Source organism: Sphaerisporangium melleum (assembly GCF_014646695.1).
GTDB classification, from domain to species: domain Bacteria; phylum Actinomycetota; class Actinomycetes; order Streptosporangiales; family Streptosporangiaceae; genus Sphaerisporangium; species Sphaerisporangium melleum.
Window position 1 is genome coordinate 1 of record NZ_BMNT01000102.1, and the last position, 3,302, is coordinate 3,302.

The 3,302-nt window shown below is 67.6% G+C and carries 3 protein-coding genes and 1 pseudogene; 3 read left to right on the forward strand and 1 reads right to left on the reverse strand.

What is annotated here, in order from left to right; translation table 11 throughout:
- Positions 1-844 (forward strand): trypsin-like serine peptidase (locus tag IEY93_RS37235; RefSeq protein WP_506344927.1); only part of this gene is annotated, 844 nt, incomplete at its 5' end.
- A 125-nt stretch (positions 845-969) separates the two neighbouring features.
- On the opposite strand, the gene IEY93_RS37240 is transcribed toward IEY93_RS37235, so the two are convergent.
- Positions 970-1,722 (reverse strand): short-chain dehydrogenase/reductase, encoded by a 753-nt coding sequence (locus IEY93_RS37240; RefSeq protein ID WP_189167861.1) that lies wholly within the window; start codon positions 1,720-1,722, stop codon positions 970-972.
- A 171-nt stretch (positions 1,723-1,893) separates the two neighbouring features.
- Here IEY93_RS37240 and IEY93_RS37245 point away from each other — a divergent pair, with 171 nt between their 5' ends.
- Together IEY93_RS37245 and IEY93_RS37250 are read left to right on the forward strand one after the other, a co-directional pair.
- Positions 1,894-2,496: a TetR/AcrR family transcriptional regulator gene (locus tag IEY93_RS37245; protein WP_189167862.1), complete on the forward strand. Its 603-nt coding sequence runs from the start codon at positions 1,894-1,896 to the stop codon at positions 2,494-2,496.
- A gap of 414 nt (positions 2,497-2,910) precedes the next feature.
- Positions 2,911-3,302: pseudogene (locus IEY93_RS37250) on the forward strand (trypsin-like serine peptidase); the annotation flags it as partial.

The window sequence follows — 3,302 nt, forward strand, 5'->3', positions numbered from 1 at the left end:
GTGCAAGGACGCCAACGGCGGCGAGACCGGCGACTGCTGGGCCAAGGCCGACCCGGCTTCCGAGAAGGTCGTCCCCTACAGCACCAAGCTCGGCCCCACTGCGGACGGCAAGAGCAAGGTTGAGCTCTTCACCAAGGAAGTCACCAAGGAGCAGTTCGACGCCGCCGGTAACGGCAACCACAACTTCAACCAGGCCAAGTACAAGAGCTTCCCCAAGGTGGACGCTGACGTCGTGACCAAGGAGTTCTACGACTCCTACACCGGCCCCGGCTACAAGAAGATGGTCGACGGCGCCTACACCATCGAGCACTACTTCCTCGAGTACAAGGCGATCGTCGCCCCGGGCGCGGTCAAGTTCTACAAGACCGTGTACTTCATCGAGTACTACAAGGACGCCGGTCGCCTGGGCGACAACGTCGGCGGCCAGGGCTTCACCTGGAACCAGAAGGTCGGCCAGCCGGTCTACCAGTTCGGTTACCCCGCGGCCCCGCACCCCGACGGTGACAAGCCGTTCACCGGTGCCACGCCGAAGTGGAGCTACGGCAAGACCTTCGCCGCCGCCGCGGCTGCGAAGTTCAAGGCCGAGGCCCAGATCGGCCTCAAGAGCTCCCAGACCGCCGGCACCTCCGGTGGCCCGTGGATCCTCAAGTACAGCAGCACCAAGCGTCTCGGCTACATCAACGGTGTCACCAGCCTCATCGGCGACTCCGACAACAACGGCCGGATCGACTTCAGCACCTCGCCGTACTTCGACAGCGAGACCTACTCGATCTACAAGTCGGCCGCCAACCTCTGGTCCGGCTCGATCGTCACCAAGGACGGCGACGTCGTCACCAAGGCCTGACGTTCTAGCTGATTAGAACTCAGTAGTCCCAAGCGGGGCCCGGCATTCGTGCCGGGCCCCGTTCGGCGTTTCCGGGCAGTCTCTTCGGCTCTTCGCCAGGACGCCCAGGGCATCAGGGACGCCGGTCAGGCGGTCGCGGACAGACCGCCGTCGATGGTGACGACGACGCCGCTCGTGTAGGAAGAGCGCGCCGAGGCGAGGAAGGCGATGAGGTCGGCGACCTCACGCGGCGCCGCGGCGCGGCCGGCGGGGAACGCGGCCATCGGATCGGCGCCCGAGCGGGCGGCGCCGTCCAGCAGAGCGCGGATGCGGTCGGTCGCCACCGGGCCGGGATTGACACCGACGACGCGAACGCCGTCGCGCAGGCTTCTTCCGCCGAGGGCCCGGGTGAACGCCATCAGGGCGGCGTTGCCGGAGCTTCCGGCGATGTAACCCGAGTCGACCCGTTCACCGGCCATGCCGATGTTGTTGACGATCACGCCATGGCCTTGGGCCTTCATCCGCGCGTAGACGAGCCGCGTGAGGTCGATGTAGCCGAAGACCTTCAGCTCCCAGGCATGCCGCCAGGACTCTCGGTCCACCGCGTCGAGGGCGCCGCCCGGGATGTCGCCGGCGTTGTTGACGAGTATGTCGAGGTCCGGCACGCCCGAGGCCAGGTCCGCGAGATCCTCCGCGCGCCGCAGGTCGACCGGGTGCGCGTGCGCCTCGATCCCGTACGCCGCGCGCAGGCGGCCGACGAGGTCCTCCAGCGCGGAGGCGTCGCGGGCCGCCAGGTGCACATGACACCCCTCCTCGGCGAGCACCTCGGCGGTCGCCGCGCCGATGCCCTTCGACGCGCCGGTGACGAGCGCGCGCTTACCGCGCAGGTTCAGATCCATGGAAGCCCTCTTCGTGGGTCGGGTCGTTCGGTGGACCGGAAAGGCGGACGGGGCGAGGGGGGGAGCCGTGTCCGCTCGGCAGGGGACACCCCTTCCACGCATTACCGGAACCAGTCGTTCCGGCAAAGTCTTGCCGGAACGACTGGTTCCGTCAAATGCTAGGATCCGCCCATGTCGTCCAGCCCCCCTCCGCCTCCCGCCACTTCGCGTCCTCATACGGGCCGGCGCCGCAATCCCGCGGTCCGGGACGCCGTGCTGCGCTCCGCCGCCGAGTTGCTCGCCGGTCCGGACGGCATGGCCGTCTCGATCGACGCGATCGCCCGGATGGCGGGGGTCAGCAAGCACACGATCTACCGGTGGTGGCCGTCCAAGGGCGCGGTGCTGCTGGAGGCGGTGGTCGAGCACGCTCAGCAGGAGGTGGCAATCCCCGACACCGGCGCGCTGGTCACCGACCTTGCGACCTTCCTCGCGGACACCTTCCGTGCCGTCGAACGCGCCGGGGCTCTGCTGCGCCGCCTCATCGCCGAGGCGTTGCGGGACACCGCGTCCGCACAGGAGATGCGCGAGTTCATCGTCGCTCGCCGAGGGGGACTGCGTTCTCTGCTCGTCCGCGGACAGGAGCGTGGCGAACTGCCGGCGGAGCAAGAGCTGGAGCTGACGATGGACCAGATCTACGGGCTGATGTGGTACCGGCTCCTGATCGCCGACTCCCCCTTGACCGCCGACGACGCGGCCCGGCTGGCCCGCTCGGTCGCCGGTCGCCCTCACTCATAGGCCGCGTCCGCCGACTCACAAGAAGGGGCGTCAGCACCTCCCAGGCGCCCCAGACAGAGCCGGTCCCCGGCGGTGCGGGGGCTTAGACGTAGCCAGGTCCCGATTCGGCTCCATCAGATGAGTGTGATGTGCGTCACATCACCTCGACCTCGACCGGTTCCGGCGGCACATCCGCAACACGGGACCCAGTCGGCGCACACAGCCGCTGAACTGCGACTAAGCCGTGATTTTCCGCAACCCCGACAGAGCCGGACCGATCATCGCCACGGTAACGAAAGTGTCACGGCACCGCGAAGGCCAAAATTCCCCTCGAATCGACCCCACGGACCAAGATCTTCTCTGTATCTTCATGGCTATCCCTTTACTGACGCATGGGACGCAAGATGCGTTCCACGACAGCCCAAGGAGTTTCCCGTGAACACCCGTGTCAAGCGCCTCGCCCTCCCGCTCGGTGGCGCCCTCGCCGCCACCAGCATGATCGGCGCCACCCTGGTCACCTCGGCCAACGCGGCCACCGCGCCGGCCAAGAAGGTCGTCTCCCTGGCCTCCTCCAGCTCCGCCCAGAAGATCTCCAGCTTCTGGACCGCCAACGGTGGTGCGAACCTGAAGGGCGCCGCTCAGTTCACGGGCGACCAGCAGGTGAAGGGCAAGATCAACCTCGGTGGCGGCGACGCGGCCCCCGACGGCAAGGCCGGCTCCATCCTGCCGACCGGCCAGGAGAAGGTCACCCCGACCAAGGTCAAGAACGTCAACCTCCCGAAGACCATCGGTAAGGTCTTCTTCACGGTGGGCGACAAGGAGTACTG

Coding starts and splice junctions, on each gene's coding strand:
- IEY93_RS37240 (WP_189167861.1), bottom strand. CDS start 1,722: ATGGATCTGAACCTGCGCGGTAAGCGCGCGCTCGTCACCGGCGCGTCG.
- IEY93_RS37245 (WP_189167862.1), top strand. CDS start 1,894: ATGTCGTCCAGCCCCCCTCCGCCTCCCGCCACTTCGCGTCCTCATACG.